Source organism: Bacillus sp. D7-8 (assembly GCF_052055895.1).
Lineage (GTDB): Bacteria > Bacillota > Bacilli > Bacillales > Bacillaceae > Bacillus > Bacillus velezensis.
Genome location: NZ_CP179922.1, coordinates 267,233 through 289,768 on the forward strand (window position 1 = coordinate 267,233; position 22,536 = coordinate 289,768).

The 22,536-nt window shown below is 48.3% G+C and carries 21 protein-coding genes; 18 read left to right on the forward strand and 3 right to left on the reverse strand.

Annotated elements, in window-relative coordinates; translation table 11 throughout:
• Nucleotides 1-122: 122 nt before the first annotated feature.
• The 3 genes from ACKTRM_RS01505 (at nt 123) to ACKTRM_RS01515 (ending at nt 3,037) form a co-directional block, all read left to right on the forward strand.
• The gene (locus tag ACKTRM_RS01505; RefSeq protein ID WP_011996275.1) at nt 123-767 is read left to right on the forward strand and encodes an esterase/lipase family protein; all 645 of its coding nucleotides are present in this window, start codon (nt 123-125) and stop codon (nt 765-767) included.
• Between the two features lie 136 nt (nt 768-903).
• The gene (locus ACKTRM_RS01510; protein WP_011996276.1) at nt 904-1,974 is read left to right on the forward strand and encodes a helix-turn-helix domain-containing protein; all 1,071 of its coding nucleotides are present in this window, start codon (nt 904-906) and stop codon (nt 1,972-1,974) included.
• Between the two features lie 130 nt (nt 1,975-2,104).
• Nucleotides 2,105-3,037 carry an aldo/keto reductase gene (locus tag ACKTRM_RS01515; RefSeq protein WP_011996277.1) on the forward strand — a complete coding sequence of 311 codons (933 nt, stop codon included), beginning with the start codon at nt 2,105-2,107 and terminating at the stop codon, nt 3,035-3,037.
• A 43-nt stretch (nt 3,038-3,080) separates the two neighbouring features.
• On the opposite strand, the gene ACKTRM_RS01520 is transcribed toward ACKTRM_RS01515, so the two are convergent.
• Nucleotides 3,081-4,076: a DUF5105 domain-containing protein gene (locus ACKTRM_RS01520; RefSeq protein ID WP_007409036.1), complete on the reverse strand. Its 996-nt coding sequence runs from the start codon at nt 4,074-4,076 to the stop codon at nt 3,081-3,083.
• 126 nt (nt 4,077-4,202) lie between these two features.
• Here ACKTRM_RS01520 and ACKTRM_RS01525 point away from each other — a divergent pair, with 126 nt between their 5' ends.
• Both ACKTRM_RS01525 and ACKTRM_RS01530 read left to right on the forward strand, forming a co-directional pair.
• The gene (locus ACKTRM_RS01525; RefSeq protein ID WP_041482174.1) at nt 4,203-5,603 is read left to right on the forward strand and encodes a YcdB/YcdC domain-containing protein; all 1,401 of its coding nucleotides are present in this window, start codon (nt 4,203-4,205) and stop codon (nt 5,601-5,603) included.
• A gap of 200 nt (nt 5,604-5,803) precedes the next feature.
• Complete coding sequence (locus ACKTRM_RS01530; protein ID WP_023356694.1) at nt 5,804-7,162, forward strand: YcdB/YcdC domain-containing protein; 1,359 nt, start codon at nt 5,804-5,806, stop codon at nt 7,160-7,162.
• Here ACKTRM_RS01530 and ACKTRM_RS01535 read toward each other — a convergent pair.
• On the reverse strand, nt 7,159-7,662 hold the full coding sequence (locus tag ACKTRM_RS01535; protein ID WP_011996280.1) for a M15 family metallopeptidase: 504 nt from the start codon (nt 7,660-7,662) through the stop codon (nt 7,159-7,161). The two genes, ACKTRM_RS01530 and ACKTRM_RS01535, sit on opposite strands and share 4 nt — an antisense overlap.
• A 109-nt stretch (nt 7,663-7,771) precedes the next feature.
• On the opposite strand from ACKTRM_RS01535, the gene ACKTRM_RS01540 reads away from it, so the two are divergent.
• The 6 genes from ACKTRM_RS01540 to ACKTRM_RS01565 all read left to right on the forward strand — a co-directional run bounded on the left by ACKTRM_RS01540 (nt 7,772) and on the right by ACKTRM_RS01565 (nt 14,243).
• Entirely contained in the window at nt 7,772-8,893 is a 1,122-nt protein-coding gene (locus ACKTRM_RS01540) for a Rap family tetratricopeptide repeat protein (RefSeq protein ID WP_011996281.1), read from the forward strand.
• Between the two features lie 115 nt (nt 8,894-9,008).
• Nucleotides 9,009-9,788 (forward strand): glucose 1-dehydrogenase, encoded by a 780-nt coding sequence (locus ACKTRM_RS01545; protein WP_011996282.1) that lies wholly within the window; start codon nt 9,009-9,011, stop codon nt 9,786-9,788.
• 83 nt (nt 9,789-9,871) lie between these two features.
• The gene (locus ACKTRM_RS01550) at nt 9,872-11,551 is read left to right on the forward strand and encodes a glycoside hydrolase family 13 protein (RefSeq protein WP_011996283.1); all 1,680 of its coding nucleotides are present in this window, start codon (nt 9,872-9,874) and stop codon (nt 11,549-11,551) included.
• Between the two features lie 185 nt (nt 11,552-11,736).
• Nucleotides 11,737-12,696, forward strand: a complete 960-nt coding sequence (locus tag ACKTRM_RS01555; RefSeq protein WP_011996284.1) for a metal ABC transporter substrate-binding protein — start codon at nt 11,737-11,739, stop codon at nt 12,694-12,696.
• A 54-nt stretch (nt 12,697-12,750) separates the two neighbouring features.
• Nucleotides 12,751-13,446, forward strand: a complete 696-nt coding sequence (locus ACKTRM_RS01560; RefSeq protein WP_011996285.1) for a metal ABC transporter ATP-binding protein — start codon at nt 12,751-12,753, stop codon at nt 13,444-13,446.
• Nucleotides 13,404-14,243, forward strand: coding sequence for a metal ABC transporter permease (locus tag ACKTRM_RS01565; RefSeq protein ID WP_007409044.1), 840 nt, complete (start codon nt 13,404-13,406; stop codon nt 14,241-14,243). Before ACKTRM_RS01560 ends, ACKTRM_RS01565 begins: the two co-directional genes overlap by 43 nt.
• A gap of 44 nt (nt 14,244-14,287) precedes the next feature.
• On the opposite strand, the gene ACKTRM_RS01570 is transcribed toward ACKTRM_RS01565, so the two are convergent.
• Entirely contained in the window at nt 14,288-15,283 is a 996-nt protein-coding gene (locus tag ACKTRM_RS01570) for an LLM class flavin-dependent oxidoreductase (protein WP_007409045.1), read from the reverse strand.
• 275 nt (nt 15,284-15,558) lie between these two features.
• Here ACKTRM_RS01570 and ACKTRM_RS01575 point away from each other — a divergent pair, with 275 nt between their 5' ends.
• The 7 genes from ACKTRM_RS01575 to ACKTRM_RS01605 all read left to right on the forward strand — a co-directional run bounded on the left by ACKTRM_RS01575 (nt 15,559) and on the right by ACKTRM_RS01605 (nt 22,291).
• On the forward strand, nt 15,559-16,155 hold the full coding sequence (locus ACKTRM_RS01575; protein WP_011996286.1) for a TerD family protein: 597 nt from the start codon (nt 15,559-15,561) through the stop codon (nt 16,153-16,155).
• A gap of 23 nt (nt 16,156-16,178) precedes the next feature.
• Nucleotides 16,179-16,760 carry a TerD family protein gene (locus tag ACKTRM_RS01580; RefSeq protein WP_007409047.1) on the forward strand — a complete coding sequence of 194 codons (582 nt, stop codon included), beginning with the start codon at nt 16,179-16,181 and terminating at the stop codon, nt 16,758-16,760.
• A 32-nt stretch (nt 16,761-16,792) separates the two neighbouring features.
• Entirely contained in the window at nt 16,793-17,371 is a 579-nt protein-coding gene (locus tag ACKTRM_RS01585) for a TerD family protein (protein WP_003156645.1), read from the forward strand.
• A 38-nt stretch (nt 17,372-17,409) separates the two neighbouring features.
• Nucleotides 17,410-18,183 (forward strand): TerC family protein, encoded by a 774-nt coding sequence (locus tag ACKTRM_RS01590; RefSeq protein ID WP_003156644.1) that lies wholly within the window; start codon nt 17,410-17,412, stop codon nt 18,181-18,183.
• Between the two features lie 72 nt (nt 18,184-18,255).
• Nucleotides 18,256-19,878, forward strand: coding sequence for a YceG family protein (locus ACKTRM_RS01595; protein WP_011996287.1), 1,623 nt, complete (start codon nt 18,256-18,258; stop codon nt 19,876-19,878).
• 6 nt (nt 19,879-19,884) lie between these two features.
• Nucleotides 19,885-20,973, forward strand: coding sequence for a toxic anion resistance protein (locus tag ACKTRM_RS01600; RefSeq protein ID WP_007609246.1), 1,089 nt, complete (start codon nt 19,885-19,887; stop codon nt 20,971-20,973).
• A 115-nt stretch (nt 20,974-21,088) separates the two neighbouring features.
• Nucleotides 21,089-22,291 carry an MFS transporter gene (locus tag ACKTRM_RS01605; RefSeq protein WP_011996288.1) on the forward strand — a complete coding sequence of 401 codons (1,203 nt, stop codon included), beginning with the start codon at nt 21,089-21,091 and terminating at the stop codon, nt 22,289-22,291.
• The last annotated feature ends 245 nt before the right edge of the window (nt 22,292-22,536 follow it).

Genomic DNA, 22,536 nt, shown 5'->3' on the forward strand with positions numbered 1-22,536 from the left:
GTCTTTCTCATTTTTCCGCTCTTTTTTTAATTGTTGAAAACAGTAAAAAATACACTATTTTTTCCTTTTCTTCTCTAATAGAATGAAAACTGCAAAAATATTACATAGCAGGAGGAAAGTTCATGAAACATATAAAAAACAAAATTCTAGTTGTCCTTACAGTTTGTATGCTGTCCGTCATTTCCGTATTTGCCTTCCAGCCGACCGTATCGAAAGCCTCCTCAGGGCATAACCCTGTTGTCATGGTCCACGGAATCGGCGGGGCGTCCTTTAACTTCGCGGGAATCAAAACATACTTGGCATCCCAAGGCTGGTCAAGAAAAGAGATGTACGCCATCGATTTCTTAGACAAAACCGGAAACAACAGACACAATGCGCCGAGACTGTCCAATTACGTGAAAAAAGTGCTCAGCGAAACAGGTGCGAAAAAAGTCGATATCGTCGCGCACAGCATGGGCGGCGCCAACACGCTCTATTACATTAAAAATCTTGACGGCGGAGACAAAATCGCAAACGTCGTCACACTGGGCGGAGCGAACGGCCTTGTGACCAACCGGGCGCTTCCGGGGACTGATCCGAACCAAAAGATTTTATATACATCGATTTACAGCTCAGCGGACTTAATCGTCCTGAACCCGCTGTCACGGCTGATCGGCGGGAAAAACGTGCAGATTCACGGTGTCGGACACATCGGACTTTTGATGAACAGCCAAGTAAACGGGCTGATTAAAGAAGGTCTGAACGGCGGCGGACAAAATACAAATTAACAGTTTCAAAGCCCCGGAGAATGAGAATATCCCGGGGTCTTTTTTTCTTCCATATTCTTTTTTCGCCGTAAACCAAGCCCTCTGAAGTTATTTTTGTTAAAATAATAAAGTTATATCAGAATTCGGAGGGTTTATTGTGGGAAAAGTGAAAAGAAATGCCCCTTGCCCATGCGGCAGCGGGAAGAAATATAAAAAATGCTGCGGAAGCAAAGAAGCTGCCATTCCGGCAGACATCGCGGCAAAAGAAGCGAAACAGATTCAGGAAAGCCTAATGGAGTACGCCTTTACAGCACATAGAGACGGCATATCATCATTTATTAACCAGCACGCGTTCATTACGGAGCTGGACAGACAGACAAAAGACATCGGAGTCTTCAACCTCGGCATCTGGGGAATTTTCTTCCGTCCGCTGGCAGGCGGCAAGACGATTTTTGAAGAATATCTTCAGAAAAAAGCCGGCGGCATCAACCGCCCGAAAACACGGGAAATCGTTGAATCATGGAAAAGCATGACACCTGCCGTTATGGTGCTTGAAGATGTGAGAGAAGGAATGATTCACTTTGAAGATGTGATGACCAAGAAACAATTCAAAGTGGAAATGGACGTCAGCCAGCAGGATCTTCCGCCGGCGGGAAGCCTGATTCTCGGCTATCCGATCCACGAAGCGGAAAAAGCGGAGTTCTTCATGCAATTTACGATCTTCCCTGTGAAGCGGGCCGAAGCTCTAATCAGCAAAGTGAAAAAGGCGGCTGCCCCGGCTCTTGCGGAAGGAAAATCGCCTGAGCGCTTTATGCAGGAAAACTTCGACATTGTGCTGGCCGCTCTTTTAGGAACGGCGGAAGAGCCTGAGCAGGCTGCTGAAGAAAAACAGACAGAGTGGGCCAACGACATGGAGAAGGAAACGGCAGACGCCATTGAAAAAGGCCTGAGCGGGGATGAATACCCGGCTGAGCTGGTTCCGGCCGTAATTGATCTGTGGAAAACGTTCTGTGTCAAAAAAACACCGACGATCAGAAAGCCTGAAGCTTTCGCGGCGGCGGTCGAATATTACGTAAACAGCATTTCTCTGAACGGCGCGTCCGTTTCTCAAGCCAAGCTGGCGAAGAAGTACGGCGTCAGCGCCTCAACGATTTCCAGCCGCTATAAGGAAATCGAGGGTGCTCTCACGGATGAAGCCGAACGCTTCGCCGCAGCTCTGACATCTTAATACACAGCCAAAAAAACCTTGAAGGGCAAACGCTTTTCAAGGTTTTTTCTGTAGAGAGGCTCTCAGGCAGGATAATTCTTACCGTCTATCTAATACTAAACAGAGCGATAAAAGGAAGGGAGCCTGAGCCATGGATGAGACACGTACGCTGGGCAGGACGGATTTACGGGTAAAGCGTATCGGTTTTGGCGCAAATGCGGTCGGAGGACATAATCTGTTTCCGAATCTTAATGATGAAACGGGAAAAGAACTCATCCGCACAGCATTGGACGGCGGCGTCAATTTTATTGATACGGCGTTTATATACGGTTTGGGGCGTTCCGAAGAGTTAATCGGTGAAGTTGTCGCAGAGCGCGGCGTGCGGGACAGCCTCGTGATTGCGTCAAAAGGCGCGCACAAAGAGGTCAACGGACAAATCGAGCTGGACAACAGCCGTGAATTTCTCCGGAGTGAGGCGGAAAACAGCCTGAAGCGGCTGAAAACAGACGTGATTGATTTGTATTACGTCCACTTCCCTGACGGCAAAACACCGCTCTCCGAAGTGGCGGGCACGCTAAAAGAACTGAAGGACGAAGGGAAAATCAGAGCAATCGGCGCGTCCAATCTCAGCTTCCGGCAACTGCAGGAGTTTAACGCCGACGGCTATTTAGAGGTTTTTCAATCGGAATATTCACTGATTCAGCGTGAGGCGGAGCATGATCTGCTGCCTTATTGTGAAAAGAACGGCATTTCCTTTATTCCTTATTTCCCGCTTGCTTCCGGCTTGCTGACGGGAAAGTTTACAAAAGACACAGTCTTTGAGGACAGCCGAAAGAACAGGCCGCCGTTTCAGGGAGAAGCTTTTCACCAAAATCTGGAGCGAGTGGATAAGCTTCGGGCCGTTGCGGAGGAAAAAGGGGCGCAGACAGCGCATATCGCACTCGCATGGCTTCTGTCGCAGTCGGCGGTGGATGCGATCATTCCCGGAGCCAAACGCCCCGTCCAGCTGAAACACAATCTGGACGCGCTTAATGTGCAGTTAACCGAGGATGAGGTTCAATATATCAGTGACATCTTTAAGTGAAAATAAAAAAAGGAAATAGCCTGCGCTATTTCCTTTATTGTTGTCAGGACGTTTTCAAAAACGCTTCTGTCAATCCTTCCAGATCGGCGTCTGTATCCAGATACCACTGGCCGCGGGCGTTTTTCTTCATCTCAATTTCTCTTGTAACAGAAGAAGAAGCCGGTTTCAGGCGCATAAACTCTTCCGGATAGACAGAAAGCAGGTGGCTGACAATTTCGTTTTCATCAGCATCAGGGTGCTTTCCGGCATAGTCTTGCACGCGGTCTTGCAGCTGGCCCGCAAGCGGAGACATATCAAGCGGCGTCACTTTTGCTTCAAGGACGGCTTTTTTGCCTGACATGGACTTGGTATGCACCTTGAGCTCTGTGTTATCCCGAAGCGCTGATGACATGGCGTCAATAATAGCGGAAATGGCTTTTGAATCCGCCTGTTCTTGTGATATGCCTGCAGAAGCGATAAAGCTGGCTTTCGCCGATTCCTGATATGCGGCGGCCGTCATTTTTTCATTTACACCGGTCAGGCGGGTGAAATCTTTATTGTGCTTGCCGTACAGCATCACATCAATGTATGCGGATAATGCGTCCGCTGGGTCAGGTTTTGCGTTGGAGGCTGTGCCTTTGACTTTCAGTTTATAAGATAAAGGCTTCGCGTCTTTTGCCTGCGGCTGATATACCAATTCATAGGATTTGCCTTCGTCAGCCGTGAAGTACAGATTGCCCGTCACTGTCTTACCCGCATGAAGCGTGCCGCTCTGCATCAAGTCTTCCTTATCGGTCTTGGCTGTTTTCGCGTCATCCTGATAAAGCGAGAAGTCGCTGCTTTTGACGGTAAGCGGGTCTTTGCCCGTATTTTTGACGGTGACCGTTACTTTCAGCGCGGCCGGATGTTCAGTATCGTCTGAAGCGGCCCATGCCGTCTCTTTTATTTTCACTTTCGCCGTGCTGCTTTCCTGGCCGCCGCTCGTTTCGCTGCTGCACGCGGCGGTAAATGCCGTGAGAAGCAGAATGAAAAACACGGCGCTCATTTTTTTGATGGACATCTGGTTTACCCCCTGTTGTTAATGATTAATTCGATAGTCATGAAGACGGACAGGTTAATTATACTAGTTTTGTATAAAAGAGTCTTGGTAATCATCAATCTTTTTGGAAGAAAAGGAAGTGTTATGATGAATAAAGAAGAATTGAAACAGCTGGCTCTCCGAATCGGAAACGTACCTGCCCGCTACGAGAGTAATGTGGAAGAATACCGGGAAGATGAGGTTCTGTTTTGGTGGGAAGATAAGAATGATCCGGAAGCCGGCATCATGGTCGAATTAGACCGGGACGGAAAACTGAAATACTTATCCCGTCCGGCTTTCCAGACTGATCTGCCGGCTCTTTCGGAATCGGACATAAAAAAACGGATGCGGGCGTTTTTAGAAACCCATCGTCCTGGGGCATTGGCTGAGTTCGAATTGGAAAACAGCGGCTCCGCCAATGATGGCGATGTGAGATATTCCTATGTTCAGATGGCTGACGGTCTGCAGCTTCCGCTGACCGGGTTTTACATCGACCTGGCTGTGACAGGGGAAGTAACCGGCTTTTCTTACCATGGGAAGGCTGATGATCTGATAAGACCGGAGACAATTGCGGACAAGCGGGAAGCATTGGCTCACTTTGTCAAACATATTGAAGCAGAGCTGTTGTTCACCGTCCTGCATCAGTCCGTCTATGTGCAGGGGGATGACAAGCCCCATCTCGTCTATGAAATCGTGTCTCCGACGCGGCCGATATCGGCCGACCTGAAGGAAGAGAATGCAGAATTAGACGAATATGAAGAGCTGGAAGACGACACGCGGCCGTATGTCCCGATTTCACGCCCTGCACCTGAAGCGGAAAAGATGAGCATCAATGACATGATCGGGCTGCACGACGGTTTTTATAAAGAGAGGGAAACGGATCTTGGAGACGGCCGTATCGGCATTGCCTGGCGTCCTGAAAAAACAAAATCCGCACGGGAAGATAAAAGCTTTGAAAGTCTGTTTAAAGAACGGAATGAACACGTATTGAAAACAATGCATGATAAAGAATCGGGCCGGCTCACCGGGGTGATGTCATTTATAAAAGTTGAAGGCGAACCGAGGTTTTCCGAGGAAGAATGCCATCACATGGCCATCCGCTTTTTATTCGCCATGTTTCCGGAAGCGGATCAGTATTTCCGGGTTCAATATGATGAGCCGGATGATGAAGGAGAAAACGTGGGACTTACATATAAGGCTTGTTCGGGCGGCGTTGATTTGCGATTCGGAGAGGGGAGAATCTGTGTCAGCAAAAAGACGGGTCTTGTCACTGTATATATGCCGCCGGAAATTGATCCGAAAGAGCTCCAGGAAATCGATCCCGTTCCTTCATTGACAATGGAAGAGGCGAAAGACGCGATCCGCCGGGCCATCAAAGCCGAGCTCGCTTGGGATCGTTGTTACGATGACGACAGCTGCGGAAAAGTGTACAGGCTCGTATACAAGCCGGTTTTCCCGCTGTTTATTGAGGCTCATACAGGGGAAGCGATCACGAGTTTAATAGGCTGAAGGTCATGGGCGTTCGTCCCGGGGCTTTCACGGGGAATGTGACATTTGTATGAAAAAGAGCCGCTCTGAATACGGCTCTTTTCCCTCTTTGCTAAAAATAGACACATAAAAGGCACTTTCTTCCCTTTAAAAGGATAAGGACGTTTTTATATAATAAAAAACAGTTCTTTTTTATACACTCTTCTGAAAGGATGACCCCATTGCTGAAAGAACATCTGAGAAAAAAAGCGCTGGAAATCGGGAACATACCGCCGGACTATGAGCTTGAAATAGAAGATTATGATGAAAAACAAAAAACGAAAGCCTATTATATATGGAAAGATCGTAACCATCCGGATAAAACGGTCACGATTGAGCTGGGCGACGACGGATCTTTGCTTACCTATTCACGCAACGACTGTCCGGGTTCAGACATGCAGCTGTCAGACGCCGAATTAAAGCTGACGGCTCTTCGGTTTGCGGCGAGACACCGCCCGCTTACTTTTATGAATTTCATCTTTCAGGCGAGGGAAGAACGCAATGGGTGCATCCGATTTATCTATACAAAAAAAGTGCTCGGCCGGCCGCTTCCCGATTCAGGTTTTTTCGTTGATGTAACCAGAAGCGGCTTCGTCGTGCAGTTTATCTATTACGGGGATAAGGGTGAAGCGCCCGTCCCGGAAACATTCGTCGATCGGGAAAAAGTCGTCTCGCATTATATGAGTGTGCTGACATTCAGTCTCGTCTATGATGTGGTCAATTTTGAGAAAATACCGCGTCTCGTCTATGAACCGATTCTGCCGGCTTACAGCTATCCGGCCGGTGAGGATGATATCGTGCCGGATCAGCAGCTTTGCGAAGACAGGAATGAGCCGGCAAAACCGCTTCCCGCGTTTGAACATAAACGGGAAATCAGCCTGGATGAATTAATGGGGTTTACCTCGGATATGGTTCAGACGCGCCGGCGCGATCTCGGGGATGAGATCGGAACGACATGGCGGAAAGGATCGGTTCCGGAACGGAAAGATTTGAGTATCGAAAGCTATTTTGAAAGCAGCAACAAAAATACAATGAAGATGAAAACGGACAAAAAGACAGGGAAAATGACAGCCTTTAAATCTTTTATTGAGCATCAGGGCCCGGCCTTTTATTCTGCGGAAGAGTGTGAGGCCGTCGCGCTTCAATTTTTATACAAGCTTTATCCGAGAGCGGACGAGTTTTTTAAAATGAACCCGCTGAAAACGGACGGAAGGGGCAGGTTCCGCTTCCATTTTTCCATATGGCATCAGGATATTCCGCTGCGGTTCGGCGCTGCGAGAATACTTGTCAGTCCCGTAACGGGGCTTGTGGAAGCTTACATGGCGCCTGACATTGACCCGGAGCAGCTGGAGAAGATCAATCCGGTGCCGGCCGTTACTCCCGAAGAAGCAAAGGCCGCTTTTTTATCCGATTTCCATCTGCGGCTGGAGTGGCAGCGCGATTTTACGCCGTCCGGCAATGAAGGATATAAGCTTGTGTACAGGCCTGTCTATCCTCCGTACATTGATGCGCAAAAGCGAAAAAAGAAAAGGTTTTATTAGCCAGGGATCATTTGTAAATGAGGATAATCTTTAAAGCCTCTCCAATCGCCTCCCCAATCAAAACCGAGCGTTTTGGCAATCGATACGACCTCAAGCCAATCGGGCGTGCCGTTTCGGTTTCCGTCGTACGTCATATCCCAAATCAGGCTTCCATCCTTTTTTTGCAGGGCGAAGTCGATCGCAAGGCCGTAATTGTGGTAAGATTCCCCGCCTTTTGCGTAGGTGACGATATTTCCTTTTTTTGAACGTCCTTGACGGTACAATTCGTTTTGTTCCTCAATTGATCTGAAACCCTCTGTGATAACGACGGTGATGCCTTTTTTCAGAGCGGCCGTCTGCAATAGCTCCGCATTCTGTTTCACGAGCGGATGAAGAGCGCTTGGAATGGCTCTATCTTGTAATGCCGTCTGCGGCCTCAATTCTTTCTGCACATAGGAAAAACATAGGTCTGCGGAAAAGAAGAGGATCAAAAGCAGCGCAATTCTGACTGGTCGTTTCATGGTGAATTCTCTCTTTCTTTAATTGATTAAAATCTTTGTTTGCTCACTGCCATAAATTTGCTATGATAAAATATAACATAATTAGTAGCCGGAGGAAGGAGGCAAATCTATGAAATCCAAGATTCCATCTGAAGAAGTGGCCGTAAAGATGAATGAATGGTATAAGCTGATCCGCGCGTTTGAAGCCGATCAAGCTGAAGCGCTGAAGCGGGAGATTCAATATGAACTCGAAGATATGGAAGAGAACCAGGATTTATTGTTGTATTTTTCATTGATGGAATTTCGGCACCGCATCATGCTGGATAAATTAAAACCCATGAAAGACGGCGACTGCCAGCCTCCGTTCTCTGAAATGCTCACTGAGATTGAGATGAACCAGCAAAAGCTGACCGGCTTACTGGAATATTATTTTTACTATTTCAGGGGAATGTATGAATTTAAGCAGAAAAACTTCATCTCAGCGATTTCTCATTATAAGCGGGCTGAGGAAAAGCTTGAATATGTGGAAGATGACATAGAGAAAGCCGAGTTTCTGTATAAAATTTCTGAGGTGTACTATCATATCAAGCAGACTTTCTTTTCGATGAATTACGCGGGGCAGGCGCTTGATATTTACAAGAAATATGAATTATACGGAATGAGAAGGGTGCAGTGCAAATTTATCATTGCCGGAAATCTGATGGACGCCCAGCAGCATAAAAAAGCGCTGGAATACCTCGAATGCGCCTTGGAACACGCGGAGCGGCTTGATGATCAATATATGATTGCTGCGGCCTTTTATAATATCGGGCACTGTATGTACAGTCTGGGTGACTTTTGCAAGGCGGCGGAGGATTTTGAACGGGCGGCTGCCGGATTTGAAGCACACAGCTTCCGGCAGGTCATCCAGGCTGTTTTTTCACTCACGCATATCTACTTTAAAACGGAAAAATACAGTGAAGCCGCCGCCAGCTGCGCGCGGGGCATGAGAAGCGCGGCGGAGTGGGAAGATGAGATCTATATGACGAAATTCCGTCTGATTAAAGAGCTTTATCAGGGGGAAGGCGGACAGGATTCGCTCAAAGAGTATTTTGACATTCTGGAATCAAAAGAGCTGTTGGCTGACACAGAGGAACTGCTTCAGGACGCGGCTCATTTCTTTCATAAACGGGAGAACTACAAAGCGGCATCTTATTTTTTCAGCAGGCTTGTCGGCGTGCAAAAAAGGCTGCAAATGAACAACTACGCATAATGAAAAAAAGAACGAGGGAGCTTCGGCTTCATCGTTCTTTTTATGATCTCTTTTGTTTTCAGCCGATTAAAACCGGGTACATGCTCTGTATTAACATCAGGGAGGAAATGAGACAATGTATCAGGATTTACAGGGGAAAACAGCAATCGTAACAGGTTCTTCGAAAGGAATCGGAAAAGCCATTGCCGAACGCTTCGGCAAGGAACGGATGAATGTGGTTGTGAACTACCTCGGTGATTCCGCCGGAGCGGAAGAAGCGGCGGACATCATTGAGAAAGCGGGAGGCCGAGCCGTCACCGTAAAAGCCGATGTATCCTCAGAAGAAGGGATTCAGGCGCTGTTTGATGCCGCCCAGGAGCATTTCGGGGGTGTGGATGTGATGGTCAACAATTCCGGCTTTAACGGGACCGAAGCGATGCCCCATGAAATGAGCCTGGAGGATTGGCAAAGGGTCATCGACGTCAACGTGACCGGCACCTTTTTGGGGGCGAAAGCGGCACTGAAACATATGCTCGATCGCGGAAAAAAAGGAACGGTCTTAAACATATCGAGCGTTCATCAGCAAATACCCCGTCCTGAAAACGTGCAGTACTCGGCATCCAAAGGCGGGATCAAAATGATGACGGAAACGATGGCGCTCAATTACGCAGACAAAGGCATCCGGGTGAATGCCATCGCTCCCGGCACGATCGCCACGGAGTCCAATAAGGATCTGGAAGATGAAACACATAAACAGGCCCAGCTGAAAAAAATTCCGATGAACGCCTTCGGAAAACCGGAAGAAGTCGCCGCGGCCGCCGCATGGATGGTGTCGGAAGAAGCGAGTTACGTAACCGGAACGACACTTTTCGTCGACGGAGGCATGACGCTTTATCCGTCTCAGCTGGACAGATAAAAGAGAAGGGGAAACCTTCTCTTTTTTGTTTAGGGAAAGGTCATAAAGGAAATGGTTTTCTAAAAAAACAGGGGGATCACAAGATGGCGAGTGACTGGTGGAAAGACGCCGTTGTCTATCAAATCTATCCGCGAAGCTTTCAAGATACGAACGGCGACGGCATTGGCGACCTGCGGGGGATTATCGCGCGTCTCGATTATATAAAAGAACTTGGCGCTGATGTGATATGGATCTGCCCGATTTACCCGTCGCCAAACGTCGATAACGGCTACGATGTGACGGATCATCAAGCGATTATGGAATCTTACGGAACGATGGAGGACTTTCACGATCTGCTTACAGAATGCCGCAGCCGCGGATTAAAGCTTGTGATGGATTTCGTCTTAAATCATACCTCCACGGAGCATCCTTGGTTCAAAGAGGCGGAAATGAATCCGGACAGCAAATACCGCGATTATTATATTTGGCGGCCGGGCACCGCGGACGGCCCGCCGACCGATTGGGTGTCGGATTACGGACAATCCGTCTGGCAGTACGAAGAACATACGGGCGAATATTACCTGCATATGAACGCCGTCAAACAAGCCGATCTGAATTGGGAAAATCCCGAGGTTCGGCAATCAGTATACGAGATGATGAGATTTTGGCTCGATAAAGGCGTGGACGGATTGCGTATAGACCAGCTCCATCTTCTGTCAAAAAAAGAATATTTGCCGCCATATGAAGATTACATCGCCCGCCGGGCCGATCCGAAGCCTTTTCGGCCAAACGGGGCACGGATACATGATTACTTAAAAGAAATGACGAAAGAGGTATTTTCCAAATATAACGTGATGTCGGTCGGTGAGGCCGGATCAGTGACGCCTGAAGAAGGGCTGGTCTACACGGGAACCGATGAGCATGAGCTGAATATGATTTTTCATTTTCAGCATATGGAGCTTGATCAAAAGCCGGGCCAAGAGCATTGGGATGTAAAACCGCTTGAGCTGTCCGATTTGAAGAAAGTGCTCACAGACTGGCAGGAAAAACTGGAACATCAAGGCTGGAATACGCTGTATTGGTGCAATCATGACCAGCCCCGGATCGTATCCCGTTTCGGAGACGAAGGCACATACCGCAAAGCATCCGCCAAAATGCTTGCCGTCCTGCTTTATTTCATGAAAGGCACGCCGTACATTTACCAGGGGGAAGAAATCGGCATGACAAACGCTCCGTTTGACAGAATAGAGGATTATCAAGATATTCAGACCGTCAATATGTATCATAAAAGGGTATTTGAAATGGGCCGCAACAGGGAAGAAGTCATGGTGTCTATTATGGCGAAAAGCCGTGACCATGCCCGTACACCGATGCAGTGGGACGGCAGCAAGAATGCCGGGTTTACAAAGGGAGAACCGTGGCTGAAGGTCAATCCCAATTACAAAACCGTCAATGCGGCCGAGGCTCAGGATGATCCCGATTCTGTATTGAACTTTTACAAAAAACTGATCCGCCTGCGAAAACAGTATGCTGATGTCATAAAAGGCAGCTACACGCTGCTGCTTCCTGATGACCCGCAGCTGTTTGTATATGAAAGACAAGCAAACGGACAAAAGCTCATCTCCATCAGCAACGTATCGAAAGAAGAAGCCGTCTTTTATTGGCCTGATGGCTCCAAACCTGAAAGCGCCGAGCTTCTTCTCAGCAACTATGATAATGACAGCGGCACGGAATCCCGCATCGCATTCCATCCTTATGAAACAAGAGTTTATCTGCTTGCCTGATATGTGATAGGACGCCCCCGTCCATACATGGCGGGGGCTTTTTAGGTAAATTGGATATCAATTTAGAAAAAAATATCTTGCAAAACGTAATTACTTCGTTTTATTATGGTATAGGTAACAAATGAACGAGAAAGTACGCTTTGGAAATCGTCATCATTCTGATTTACAGAACAGGGGGAAACGGCTTGTTTAAAAAATGGAGCGGAATCATTGTCATTGCGGCATGCTTTTTAATTGCGGCGGGCTGCGGCAATTCATCTTCAAAAGGTTCGTCAGGTTCTTCAAAAAGCGGCAAACTGCACGTCGTGACGACCTTTTATCCTATGTACGAATTCACGAAACAAATTGTCAAAGACAAAGGCGATGTAGACATTCTCATCCCGTCTTCGGTCGAACCCCATGATTGGGAGCCGACGCCGAAGGATATCGCCGGCATTCAAAACGCCGATCTTTTCGTATACAACAGCGAATATATGGAGACATGGGTTCCTTCAGCGGAAAAAAGCATGGGCTCTGATCATGCGAAGTTTGTAAAGGCGTCGAAAGGAATTGACTTACTCGAAGGTTCGGATGAAGAGGAAGAGGAACATGGACACGGCGGTCATGACCACAGTCACAGCATGGACCCTCACGTGTGGCTCAGCCCGGTTCTTGCGCAAAAAGAGGTCAAAACCATTACGGCGCAGATTGTAAAACAGGACCCGAAGAATAAAGCATACTATGAGAAAAATAGTAAAGAATATATTGCAAAACTGCAGGATCTTGATAAACTATACCGTACAACATTAAATAAAGCGGCGAAAAAAGAATTGATCACACAGCACGCGGCATTCAGCTATCTCGCCAAAGAATACGGCTTAAAACAAGTTGCGATTGCAGGCCTTTCTCCTGAAGAAGAGCCGAGTGCGGCCAAACTGGCGGATCTCAAAACGTTTGCCAAAAAGCATGATGTGAAGATCATCTACTTTGAAGAAGTTGCATCGCCTAAAGTTGCAGATACACTTGCCGGTGAAATCGGCGCGAAAACGGAAGTGCTCAATACACTGGAAGGTTTAAGCCAAAAAGAACGGGATAAAGGCATCGGTTATATCGACATTATGGAGAAAAACCTTGATGCACTGAAAGATTCGCTATTGGTTAAATAACATAGTGTGCGCCGCGGGGTGCACACTATTTCTATGCGGGAAAGGAAGGTCAGCATGAATCTCGTTACATTACAGGATATCGTTTTTGGTTATTCGCATACACCCGTGCTTGACGGCGTGTCGCTGGAAATCAAAAGCGGCGAATTCGTCGGCATTACAGGACCGAACGGCGCGTCAAAATCGACGCTGATGAAAGTCATGCTCGGCATGCTCAGACCTTGGGAAGGAACGGCCGAGATCAGTAAAAAAAACGCAGCCGGAAAACGCCTGACAATCGGCTATGTTCCGCAGCAGATTTCTTCATTTAACGCAGGATTCCCAAGCACGGTTCTGGAGCTTGTGCAATCAGGCCGTTATACGAAGGGAAAATGGTTTAAACGATTGAACGAAACGGATCACCATGAGGTGGAAAACGCGCTGAAGATGGTGGAAATGTGGGAGTTCCGCCACCGGAAAATCGGCGATTTATCCGGCGGACAGAAGCAGAAAATCTGCATTGCGAGGATGCTTGCGAGCAATCCGGATCTGCTGATGCTTGATGAGCCGACAACCGCGGTTGATTATGAAAGCAGACAGGGTTTCTACGAATTTATGCACCATCAGGTGAAAAATCACAACCGCACCGTCGTCATGGTGACACACGAACAAAACGAAGTACAGCAGTATCTGGATAAAGTTATACGGCTTGAGAGGGGGGAAAAAGGCGGATGGAAATGTTTGACTTGGAATTCATGCGACGAGCTTTTCTAGCGGGAAGCATGATCGGAATTATGGCGCCGATATTAGGCGTATATCTCGTGCTGAGAAGACAGGCGCTGATGGCGGATACGCTGTCTCATATTTCATTGTCGGGCGTGGCCATCGGTTTTTTTCTCAGTACCAATATTACGGCGGCGAGCATCGTTGTCGTCACGATCGGAGCGATCGGCATTGAATACATGCGGCGGGCATACCGTACATATTCAGAGGTATCTATCGCAATCTTAATGGCGGCCGGGCTGTCGTTTGCGATGTTTCTGATCAGCCTGTCAAAAGGCGGCGCGTCGATGAGCATCGATCAATATTTATTTGGATCGCTTGTCACGGTCAGCCAGCAGCAGGTCTATATTATCGGAGGCATTACCCTGCTGATTCTGCTTTATTTCATTATATTAAACAGACCGCTCTATCTGCTTACCTTTGACGAGGCGACGGCGAAGACATCAGGCATTAACACAAACCTCCTGTCAATGTCATTCAGCATCGTGACGGGGCTGGCGATTTCGGTCATTATTCCGATTATCGGCGTGCTGCTCGTTTCCGCGCTCCTCGTACTGCCCGCGGCTTTTGCAATCCGTATCGCCAAAGGGTTTAAATGGGTGTTTGCGGCAGCCATTATTATTTCTCTTTTCAGTGTGTTCATGGGGCTGACGTCTTCGTACCAGCTCGGAACGCCTCCGGGGCCGTCAATCACTTTACTGTTAATCATTCTGCTTCTGCTCGGGTTTACGCTGCAGGGGATTTGGAATGCGTTTAAAAAAGGAAAAGAACGAAAAAACCGCCGTTAAGCGGTGCAGCAGTCTCATCTGCTGCTCCGTTTGACGGCTTTTTTTTACAGAAATATATCAGCAAGACGCTCATATGACTCTTTTTTTGCTTCGAAATCAAAGACGTTGCACAGCACCATCATCTCTTTTGTCTGATACCGCTCGGAAAGTTCAAGCAGACGGCGTTTCACTGCGGCAGGAGAGCCGATCACCATCCGCTTCCTGTTTTCTTCTATCTGTTTACGGTCCTCCGGCGAATACGGATAAGCCTTCGCTTCCTCCACACTCGGCACGCGGCTGTCGGCGCCTTTTCCGACACGAAGAAGCCATAAATCCTGGCTTAAGGCGAGTTCTTCCGCTTTCTCATCCGTAGCCGCGCATATGACGAAAATGGCACAGAGCGAGGCGGGAGCGGAAAAATGGGCGGAGGCCCGGAAATGGTCCCGATAGATCTGAAAAGCTTTTTCCCCGCGTTCCGGATTAATGAAATGGCCGAAGACATAGCCCGCACCTTGAAGAGCGGCGCGTCTGGCGCTGTTTTCCCCGAGGCCGAGCACCCAAAGCTGCGGGGCTGTTTCAATCAAAGGCGCTGTTTTTATTCCTGCATAAGCATGGTCCGAGGGAACCGAATCTGTCAGAAAGGATGATAAATCCTGAAGCTGCCTGTTGAACTCGGTCATGCTTTTCTTTACCCCGTCTGTGAGGGCGAGCCGGATTTTCGTTGTACCGCCCGGTGAGCGTCCGACCCCGAGGTCAATCCGGTTCGGATGCAGCGCCTCAAGCTGACGGAAAGTTTCCGCGACTTTATAAGGGCTGTACTGCGGCAGCAGCACGCCGCCTGATCCGACACGGATGGACGTTGTGGCTGCGGCGGTATGAGCGATCATAATTTCCGGCGAAACGCTTGCGAGCCCTCTTGTGCCGTGATGCTCGGCAAACCAGTACCGCTTATAGCCCCAACCTTCGCTGAGGCGGGCGAGCTCCGCGGAACGGCGGAGCGTCTCGTGCGGCCCGTTTCCTTTGGATACTGGCGCCTGATCAAGTATGCTTAAATCAATCACTCGTCTGCCCCTTTCCTGACATGTATTGATACAAGGATAGGAAAAATGTTCAGTCCCCGTCAATTTCTTTGTTTTCTCTATTCTCTCCGGAACGAAGGAGAATATAGGAAGTAATTTTTCGCCGTTTTTCGCCAAAAATTCTTATGTTTTATGAAACTTTGATATAATAAAAGACGTATATCTTAATAAACACCGGGATTCTTGTCCCGGAATTTAGTAAAAATGCGCACTTGCGGCGTGCTTAGCGGCACCCTTACAGAATAGGAGTGAATCATATGGCGATCTCTTTACAAAAAGGACAGCGGATTGATTTAACAAAAGGAAAAGCCGGTCTGTCAAAACTGCTGGTCGGACTCGGCTGGGACCCTGTATCATCCGGGGGCTTTTTCGGAAAGCTGTTCGGCGGAGGCGGTGCCAATATCGACTGTGACGCTTCCGTACTGATGCTTGAAAATGATAAAATGACAGACAGTAAAAACGTCATCTATTTCGGTAATCTGAAAAGCCGATGCGGCGGTGTCGTACACACGGGTGACAACCTGACGGGAGAAGGCGACGGCGATGATGAACAAATTCTCATCGATTTGGCGAAAGTCCCCGCTCAGATTAATAAACTTGTGTTTGTCGTCAATATTTACGACTGCGTCAGACGAAAACAGGACTTCGGCATGATTCAAAACGCGTTCATCCGCGTCGTTGATCAGGCTAACCGCGAAGAACTGGTGACTTACAATTTAAGAGATAACTATTCAGGCAGAACGAGCCTGATCGCGGCTGAAATCTACCGCGAGGACGGCGAGTGGAAATTCGCTGCGATAGGTGAAGGCACAAACGATACGAAAATCGGCGATATCGTTAACCGATACGCCTAAACGAAAAAAAGGAGAGTGCACACATGGCAATTTCATTGGCAAAAGGACAAAAAGTAGATTTGACTAAAACAAATCCGGGTCTTTCTAAAGTCGTTGTCGGCCTTGGCTGGGATACAAACAAATACGACGGCGGACATGATTTTGATTTAGATTCCAGCGTCTTTCTATTAAATGAAGCAGGAAAATGCGCGTCGCCCGATGATTTCATTTTCTATAATCAGCTTGAAGGCGGAAACGGCTCTGTCGCACATTCAGGCGACAACCTGACAGGCCAGGGCGAAGGCGATGACGAAAGCGTAAGAGTCAACCTGAGCGCGGTGCCCGCGGCTATTGACAAAATTTCATTCGTCATCACGATTCATGAAGCGGAAGCGCGCGGCCAAAACTTCGGACAAGTTTCCAACGCGTTCGTGAGAATTGTCAATGAAGAGACAAATGAGGAGCTGATCCGCTATGATCTGGCTGAAGATTTCTCAATTGAAACAGCCATTATCGCAGGGGAGCTTTACAGACATAACGGCGAATGGAAATTTTCCGCGATCGGCTCAGGCTACCAAGGCGGACTGGCCCGTATTGCGACAGATTACGGCCTGCAAATCGGCTGAACCATATCAAACACAGAAGGGAGAGACGGCACATGGCTATTCAATTGGCGAAAGGACAGCGTGTTGATCTGACAAAAACGAACCCCGGCCTTACAAAAGCGGTGATCGGTTTAGGCTGGGATACGAACAAGTACTCCGGAGGGCATGACTTTGACCTTGACGCGTCGGCTTTTCTTGTCGATGCCCATGACAACTGTGTAAATGATCTTGATTTTGTTTTCTACAATAACCTGGAACACCCAAGCGGGGGCGTCATCCATACGGGAGACAACCGGACGGGCGAGGGCGAGGGAGACGATGAACAAATTATCGTCGACTTCTCAAAAATACCCGCAAATATTGAAAAGATCGGCATCACCGTCACGATTCATGATGCGGAAGCGCGCGGCCAAAATTTCGGACAAGTTTCGAATGCGTTCGTGCGCGTCGTCGATGAAAACAGCCAGAATGAACTGCTTCGTTTCGATTTAGGAGAAGACTTCTCGATTGAAACGGCGGTTGTCGTTTGTGAGCTTTACCGCCATGGGGCTGAGTGGAAGTTTAACGCCATCGGCAGCGGGTTTTCCGGCGGTCTGGCATCACTTTGCCGGAATTACGGCTTGCAGGTGTAAGCAGGAAATTACCGTTTTACTAAATAGGAGGAAAAAACTTGGATTTTCTACATCATATTATGTCGACCTACGCTTCCTTTTTTGATTGGAAAATGTGGGGTGAGGTGCTGACTGACCCTGTATCATGGGGGCTGATCGGTTCCTTGGTTCTGCTGGAAGGGCTGCTGTCGGCCGACAATGCGTTAGTGCTTGCGGTGATGGTAAGGCATCTGCCTGAAAAACAGCGGAAGAAAGCATTAACATACGGATTGTTCGGGGCATATATTTTCCGTTTTATCTTTATCGGGATCGGAATGCTGCTCATTAAGTTCTGGTGGATCAAAGTGCTTGGCGCGCTGTACCTGGCTTGGCTCGTCATTAAGCATTTCTGGATCGGAGAAGGTGATGACGATACGGAAGGCATGAAGAAAAATTCATGGATGGTCCGTACGTTCGGAATTTTCTGGGCCACTGTCGTTTCAGTTGAGTTAATGGATTTGGCCTTCTCTGTTGACAGCATTCTGGCCGCGTTTGCGGTATCGGAAAAAGTGTGGGTGCTCTTGATCGGCGGTATGCTTGGCATTCTCATGATGCGTACAGTCGCAAAAGTATTCCTTGTTTTAATTGATAAAATCCCTGAGCTTGAAAATACGGCTTTTGTGCTGATCGGGATTATCGCCGTGAAAATGGCGGCGAGCGCCTTTGATTATGAAATGCCGCACGTGGTGTTCTTCGGAATCATCATCGCTGCGTTTGTGGTAACGTTTATTATCCACTATTTCAACAAACAAAAGCAGGTTCAGGAGCAAACGGCTGCATCTAAAGAAGAATAAAACAAAAAAGGAGGGAGAGTTCATTTCCTTCCTTTTTTGTACCGATCATCATGAAGAGAAAGGAGGAAGATGATGAGGCAGGAAGAATTGGTGATCCGAAAGGCCGAGCCGGAAAACGATGACTGGGAAACGTTTCTGATGCGGCCGCTGCCGGAACGTCCCGGTTACGAGCGGGAAAACGGGCTGGCGTTTACCCGTCTCGCCGTCCGGGTTTTGGGCACTCCTTATGATGAGACGGAGTATTACAATAAGCTTTTCGAGCTGTCTTCTCATGAAAACATCCATGTGTTGAGCGAAACGCTGGATAAGACCATCGCGCCTGAAACGTTTCAGGCGCTCCAGCACATCCATTCGGTCAATCAAAAAGAGAAAGGGCTTTCGGTTTCCAGATTTGTCGCGTTTCTCGATGGGGGCAGGCTGCTTGCCAAACATGCTGATCCGCTTATGCACCGCCGGCTGAGAACCGCGTTTATGACGCTTTTGGAAACCTTTGCGGGCCGGCATGAAAACGGGCTGAATCATCCCGATTTCCGGCGTGTGCTCTTGGATGTGTCAAAGTTTTCGCTGAACCACCTGAATCCATGGCTTGAACAAGCCGATATAGAGCGTGAGATGCCGAAGGTGGTGTGGTATGGAGACGCTACCAAAAGCCAGCTCTATTTTCTCTATTATCTCATGCTGATCGGCTGTGACGTCCTATTGTTTCATCCGGCTGCGGAAGATCCGTTCAGCTTGATTGATCCGGATGAGGAACTCAGCTTTGTGATAAAGCTCCCCGCAACAGGCGGCCTTGAGCCATTCCCGAAAGAAAAGCCGGACAGAACGTCCACGACGGCCTACCGGTCAACGAAAGAAATTGAGCATGTGCTGAACCATGAGGAATCTATGATGTATAAGCCTTGGCAGTTCAGGGATCATACCCCGCAGTCCGTGACATTAAAAACGACGTATGATGAGTTATTTCTCATTGCGAAGGAGCGGGCGTTTATCCGGCCGCAATTTAAAGCGGACAGGGAGCGGGTGGCCGTTCCGAACCTTTTTGCGAAAGTGATGGGGGTTTCCAAAGATACGAAAGAATATTGGAATAGACTCCATACCGCCGCAGACTATCAGGAGACACACATGATCCGCAGTTTTCCGTTTACGGAAGAGCTGAAAGCCAACTACCAGTATCACTACAGTCAGGTTTTGAACGAAGAAGGAGCGATTGACGCGGACAGGCTGAAAAGAAGCAACATCTGGCAGTACAAGCATCTCCCGTCAGGCGTCCAGAACGCCATCGCCAATGTGATTTCTGACATGTGCAGAAACCCAGGGCTGAAGGCTTTGCCCGGGGAGCAGGCAAGGGATGCCGCAATCTATTTGTTCCGCCAGGCGACGAACCTGCCCGCTTCGCTGCTGCAATTGATTCAGACGTTTGATTACGCCCAAACCGTTCCGAAACTCGTTTTATATCATACGGAACAAAATGGCGAACTCAGACGTTCTGACGCCGCCGCTCTGTTGTTTTTAAATAAATTCGGCGTCGATATCATCTTGTATAATCCGCCGGGGCATCAAGACATTGAGCATTATATTGAAGAAAGCCAATTTGATGTCCATTGGCTGGAGGACATGGTATTTCGGCAGGAATATAAGGAGCCGTCACTCGTAAGAAAGCTGTTTAGAACCATTACGCAAAAGCAGGGAGAGTAAATAAACATGACAGAAAATCAAAATCCGCTTGTTCTTGATAAAAATGAAGAGATTTCTGAACAAAAAGCAGATGACATCAGGGTGCAGCTGCGCCAAGACCCTGAGGTGCAGCGCATTTCACAGCAGATTGACGTGAAAAACCAAATGGAGCTGCTTGAGTACGGAAAAGAACCGGCAGTTGAAATCTCGAAGTTCTCCGACCGCATCTTAAATATGATGAAAACAACAAGTGTCACGGATTCAGGCACAATGCTGACGCAGCTCGGAAAAATCATGGACCGTTTTGACAAAAATGATTTCGATGAACCAAAAGGATTTCTCGCTAAAATGTTCAAACGCGGCAACAGCATGATTGAAAAGATTTTTCAAAAGTACCGCACCCTGGGCGGAGAAATTGAAAAAATCCACGTCGAAATTTCAAAATACAAAGATGAAATGGCAAAGACGAACCATACGCTGGAAGAGATGTATGAAAACAACATTAACTACTACATGGAGCTTGAAAAGTATGTCGTTGCCGGGCAGATGAAGCTTGAGGAAATGCAGGCGCTCATTCCTTCTTATGAAGAAAAAGCGGCAGGCGGAAACCAGCTCGCTCAAATGCAGCTTGATACGCTGCGTGACGGGCTTCAGGCGCTTGAGGAACGTGTCTATGATTTAGATATGGCGCGGATGGTAGCGCTGCAAACGGCGCCGCAGATCCGCCTCCTTCAGCGCGGAAATACGAAGCTCATCGGGAAAATCAATTCCGCTTTCGTCATTACGATTCCGATTTTCAAAAACGGCATCATTCAGGCTGTTACAGTCAAACGGCAAAAGCTTGTGGCTGATTCAATGAGCGAGCTGGACCGCCGCACGAATGAAATGCTGAAGCGAAACGCTGAAAATATTTCAAACCAAAGCGTGGAAATTGCCCGTATGGCAGGCCGTCCGAGTATTGACATTGAGACGATTGAAACGTCTTGGAATACGATTGTCAGCGGTATGCAGGAAACGAAACAGATCGAAGAGGAGAACAGACGTATCAGAGAAGACGGAGCGAAACGGATTCAACAGCTTCAGGATAATATTAAAAACGCAGTCTTAAAGAATTAACACACACCCCGCTTGCTTACGGCAAGCGGGATTTTTTTGCGAAAAAAGATAATGACAATGTGTAAAGACAGGTGTAAACTTATACGGTAATCATTTTCGATTTGAGGTGCTGCTTATGAATAAACAACCTGCCGTCACTCCGCGAAAACTTCTGGCGATTGCCGGAATGGGCTGGCTGTTTGATGCGATGGATGTCGGAATTTTATCGTTTATTATCGCCGCGCTTCACACTGATTGGAATTTAACACCCGATCAAATGAAATGGATCGGAAGCGTCAATTCCATCGGTATGGCAGCGGGCGCCTTTGTATTCGGAATGCTGGCCGACAGGATCGGCCGGAAAAAAGTGTTTATGATCACGCTGTTATTCTTTTCTGTCGGAAGCGGCATATCCGCTTTCGCAACGGGATTGACGGTTTTTCTCATATTGCGTTTTCTGATCGGAATGGGGCTTGGCGGGGAACTGCCTGTCGCCTCGACGCTCGTGTCAGAAGCGTCCGCTCCCGAAAAGCGGGGACGGATCATCGTGCTGCTTGAGAGCTTTTGGGCCGCGGGCTGGCTTCTTGCGGCGGTGATTTCCTACTTTGTCATACCGTCATTCGGCTGGCAGGCCGCGCTGCTCTTAACGGCGCTGGCCGCATTTTATGCGCTGTACTTGCGGAGAAGCCTTCCGGAATCACCGGCGCACCAGGCATTGCCGCAGAAAAAAAGCATACGCGGGCAGGCGGGAAGTGTCTGGACGAAACCGTATATCCAACCGACGGTGCTGCTGTCTGTCGTTTGGTTCTGCGTCGTCTTTTCATATTACGGCATGTTTTTATGGCTGCCGAGCGTGATGCTGATGAAAGGCTACAGCATGATTGAGAGCTTCGAATACGTCCTTCTGATGACACTTGCCCAGCTTCCCGGATATTTCTCTGCGGCGTGGCTGATCGAAAAAGCGGGGCGGAAGACCATCTTAGTCATCTATTTGCTCGGAACGGCGGGCAGCGCTTATTTCTTCGGTGCCTCGGATTCATTGGCCATGCTGCTCACAGCGGGCATGCTGCTGTCCTTCTTCAATCTCGGCGCATGGGGCGTGCTTTACGCCTATACACCGGAGCAGTATCCTGCGGCGATTCGTGCGACCGGTTCCGGCACAACGGCGGCGGTCGGCAGAATCGGCGGCATTTTCGGTCCGCTTCTTGTCGGATCGCTTGCAGCCCGGAACGTTTCGTTTACAGTGATTTTCGCCGTCTTTTGTGCGGCCATCCTGATTGCCGTCATCACCATTATTATTCTCGGAAAAGAAACGAAACAGACAGAGCTTGCGCAATGAGCACCCTTTTGAGGTGCTTTTTTTAGTGAGCGGTCTGTTGACAGACCTATATTTTTCCTTAATATTCCTTATTTTTAGGAGGGGAAAACTTCTTTTTTTAGGACAATGTCGCGAAAAAATTCTTGTTTTTGTAAAAAAAGGATAGGAAATCAGTTTGCAGCACATTCGATGGAAGCGTTCTCAAGCCTGATAAAAGCCCGATTTCCTTTATAATTTATCCTCAATAAGGAGGATTAGAGAGTATT

Bases quoted from the DNA above. Each gene is read 5' to 3' on its own strand.
- ACKTRM_RS01505 (WP_011996275.1), top strand. From the start codon at position 123: ATGAAACATATAAAAAACAAAATTCTAGTTGTCCTTACAGTTTGTATG.
- ACKTRM_RS01515 (WP_011996277.1), top strand. From the start codon at position 2,105: ATGGATGAGACACGTACGCTGGGCAGGACGGATTTACGGGTAAAGCGT.
- ACKTRM_RS01520 (WP_007409036.1), bottom strand. From the start codon at position 4,076: ATGTCCATCAAAAAAATGAGCGCCGTGTTTTTCATTCTGCTTCTCACG.
- ACKTRM_RS01525 (WP_041482174.1), top strand. From the start codon at position 4,203: ATGAATAAAGAAGAATTGAAACAGCTGGCTCTCCGAATCGGAAACGTA.
- ACKTRM_RS01535 (WP_011996280.1), bottom strand. From the start codon at position 7,662: ATGAAACGACCAGTCAGAATTGCGCTGCTTTTGATCCTCTTCTTTTCC.
- ACKTRM_RS01540 (WP_011996281.1), top strand. From the start codon at position 7,772: ATGAAATCCAAGATTCCATCTGAAGAAGTGGCCGTAAAGATGAATGAA.
- ACKTRM_RS01545 (WP_011996282.1), top strand. From the start codon at position 9,009: ATGTATCAGGATTTACAGGGGAAAACAGCAATCGTAACAGGTTCTTCG.
- ACKTRM_RS01550 (WP_011996283.1), top strand. From the start codon at position 9,872: ATGGCGAGTGACTGGTGGAAAGACGCCGTTGTCTATCAAATCTATCCG.
- ACKTRM_RS01560 (WP_011996285.1), top strand. From the start codon at position 12,751: ATGAATCTCGTTACATTACAGGATATCGTTTTTGGTTATTCGCATACA.
- ACKTRM_RS01565 (WP_007409044.1), top strand. From the start codon at position 13,404: ATGGAAATGTTTGACTTGGAATTCATGCGACGAGCTTTTCTAGCGGGA.
- ACKTRM_RS01575 (WP_011996286.1), top strand. From the start codon at position 15,559: ATGGCGATCTCTTTACAAAAAGGACAGCGGATTGATTTAACAAAAGGA.
- ACKTRM_RS01580 (WP_007409047.1), top strand. From the start codon at position 16,179: ATGGCAATTTCATTGGCAAAAGGACAAAAAGTAGATTTGACTAAAACA.
- ACKTRM_RS01585 (WP_003156645.1), top strand. From the start codon at position 16,793: ATGGCTATTCAATTGGCGAAAGGACAGCGTGTTGATCTGACAAAAACG.
- ACKTRM_RS01595 (WP_011996287.1), top strand. From the start codon at position 18,256: ATGAGGCAGGAAGAATTGGTGATCCGAAAGGCCGAGCCGGAAAACGAT.
- ACKTRM_RS01600 (WP_007609246.1), top strand. From the start codon at position 19,885: ATGACAGAAAATCAAAATCCGCTTGTTCTTGATAAAAATGAAGAGATT.
- ACKTRM_RS01605 (WP_011996288.1), top strand. From the start codon at position 21,089: ATGAATAAACAACCTGCCGTCACTCCGCGAAAACTTCTGGCGATTGCC.